Consider the following 2,415-nt stretch of genomic DNA (forward strand, 5'->3'; position numbering starts at 1 on the left):
CAGCCGCACGGGAAGCGGCGGAGCGACCAGGACGAGCGTGGCGGGGTCGGGCCCCGCGTGCCCTGGGACCTTCCACACGATCAGCCCCACGACGAGCCCCGCCGCCGTGAGCATGGCGATGATCCACCCCGCCGACGTCCCGGAGACGCCGACCGCGTCCGGCAGCGTGTCCCACAGCAGATCCTGCAGCCGCTCGGACACCAGGCTGAGCAGCAGCAGGACCAGGCTGGATCCGACGCCGATGAGCAGGGCGGGCAGGACGAGCGGGAGCAGGGCGCGGGCCTGCGGTGTCATGGGCCCTCCCCGACCGGCCACCGCCTCGCGTCCGGTCAGGGAGCGGCGGGCGGAGTGCGGTCCGGGCCGCCGGGGGGCCCGGGGTCGGCGCCACCGGAGCCCTCGGCGAACGGGCCGGGGCCGCTGGAGGTGCTGCGGGCGCCCCAACCGCCCGATGCCGCCCCACCGCTCGGCGGGGCGGCATGGCCGGCGTGACCGTGCGGGTGGTCCGTGCAGAGCGCCCAGATGATGAAGAGGCCGATCGCGATCGAGATGAGCGCCCAGATCGGCTGGTACGGCAGCCACAGGAACTGCAGGACCACGGCCAGCGACGCCAGCGCGATACCGCTTCCCCGGGCCCAGGCCGCGCCCTTGAGGATGCCGTAACCGGTGACCGCGACCAGGATGCCGAGGATCAGGTGCAGCCAGCCCCACGTGGTGAGGTTCAGCTTGTAGACGTAGTCCCCGATGCGCGCGTAGACGTCGTCCTTAGCGATGCCCGCGATGCCTTCGAGGATGCCGAGAACGCCGTAGACCAGCATCAGGACACCCGCGAACATCGTGCCGCCTGACGCCCAGGCGCTCTCGCCCCGAGGGTTGCTCGTGCCGCTGCTCATGGGCACCTCATCTCTTTCGACAGGAATTCTCAGCGTCCGACAGCCCTACGGGGCACGCGAGCGGGCTTAGGCCGAACGGTTCGGTCCCGGGTCCTTGGCATCGCACTCGAACCACGCCGTCTTGCCGCCGCCGTCCGGCCGCGGATCGACGCCCCAGCGATCGGTGACCGCCGCGACGATGAGCAATCCGCGTCCGCCATCGGCCAGTTCCTCGCCGTCGCCCTGCCTGGGCAGGCGGGGACACCGGTCCGCGATCTCCACGCGGAGGCCCTGCGGGCGCCGCAGGATGAGGAGTTCGCACTGGCGGTCCGGCACGTGGCGCACGACGTTCGTGACGAGTTCGGTGAGGGCCAGCTCGGCGCAGTCGCGGAGCTCGCCCATGCCCCAACTCCCCAGATACGCCCGGAGGATGAAGCGCAGGTGCCGGGCGGAGTGCTCACCGAGCGTGAGACTCATCCGGTACTTCCCGCGAACGGGCAGGGGTGGAGGGGGAGTTGCGTGATTCATGTCACCAGCGTGGAGTTGGCTGGTTACGCTGGGCTACAGAGCGAGAGCAACGTGACAGAGCGTTTGAACCTGGGGGTGACCGTCCCATGGTCCGCATCAACGAACTCGACCCCAGCGCTTCCCCGCTGGACTACTACGGCTCGGAACTGCGGCGCCTGAGGGAGGCGGCGGGCCTGAAGCAGGGCCAGCTGGGCGGCATCATCTTCTGTACGGGCTCGCTGGTGGGCCAGATCGAGACGGCGAAGAAGGTGCCGACGAGGGATTTCTCCGAGCGGGTGGATGCGGCGCTTGGGACTGACGGGGTGTTTTCGCGGTTGGTGGGGCTGGTGTTGCGGAGCCAGTTGCCTACGTGGTTCCAGGCGTATGCGGAGCTGGAGGCTCGGGCTACGTACATCTCCACGTATCAGTGCCAGTTGGTGTACGGGCTGTTGCAGACGGAGGAGTACGCACGGGCGGTGCTTCGGGCCGGATGGTCGGAGAGGCTTGACGAGGCCGTAGGCGCAAGGATGGAGCGGCAGCGCATCTTGGGCAGGCAACGCCCGCCGTTGGTTTGGGTGGTGCTCGACGAGGCGGTTTTGTACAGGCCGTTCGGTAGCCACGAGGTCATGCGAAGCCAACTGCAACACCTGTTGGACTTTCGGGACCAGCGTGACGTCCGCATCCAGGTCCTCCCCTTTGAAGCGGGCCAACATCCAGCAACAGTAGGGTCGTTCAATGTTCTGAGGTTCGATGGTGACCCGGACATCACCTATGCCGAGAGCTATGGATCCGCCCACGTTCTCGCCAACCCAGAAGTCACCAGGGACTGCGCTCACCGTTACGATCATTTGCAGGCCGCGGCCCTCTCTGTGGAGGCATCGGCGGCATTGATCGCCCGCGTACTGGAGGAGCGTTATGGGGACCAGGCAGAGCCCGAGGGGCGCACGGTGGCGTAAGTCGTCCTACAGCGGCAGCAGCGGCGGCGAATGCATCGAATGCGCCCCCCTCAACGGCACAACGGGGCGCAAGTCGACGTACA

3 protein-coding genes and 2 pseudogenes are annotated in these 2,415 nt (G+C 68.3%); 2 read left to right on the forward strand and 3 right to left on the reverse strand.

Going from position 1 to position 2,415, the window contains the following annotated elements; all coding sequences use genetic code 11:
- From ACZ5CR_RS43645 to ACZ5CR_RS43655, 3 genes and pseudogenes are all read right to left on the reverse strand, one after another.
- Positions 1-294 (reverse strand): annotated as a pseudogene (locus ACZ5CR_RS43645) (ion channel protein); the annotation flags it as partial.
- 206 nt (positions 295-500) lie between these two features.
- Positions 501-890 (reverse strand): annotated as a pseudogene (locus ACZ5CR_RS43650) (DUF7144 family membrane protein); the annotation flags it as partial.
- Between the two features lie 66 nt (positions 891-956).
- On the reverse strand, positions 957-1,346 hold the full coding sequence (locus tag ACZ5CR_RS43655) for an ATP-binding protein (protein WP_468868805.1): 390 nt from the start codon (positions 1,344-1,346) through the stop codon (positions 957-959).
- Positions 1,347-1,483: 137 nt separating this feature from the next.
- Between ACZ5CR_RS43655 and ACZ5CR_RS43660 the strand changes: the two genes are divergently transcribed.
- Together ACZ5CR_RS43660 and ACZ5CR_RS43665 are read left to right on the forward strand one after the other, a co-directional pair.
- Positions 1,484-2,332: a helix-turn-helix domain-containing protein gene (locus ACZ5CR_RS43660; protein WP_468868808.1), complete on the forward strand. Its 849-nt coding sequence runs from the start codon at positions 1,484-1,486 to the stop codon at positions 2,330-2,332.
- Positions 2,292-2,415: DUF397 domain-containing protein (locus tag ACZ5CR_RS43665; protein ID WP_468868810.1), on the forward strand; the 124-nt coding region annotated here is incomplete at its 3' end. The genes ACZ5CR_RS43660 and ACZ5CR_RS43665, both read left to right, overlap by 41 nt.

This window comes from Streptomyces sp. NPDC031274 (genome assembly GCF_055570235.1).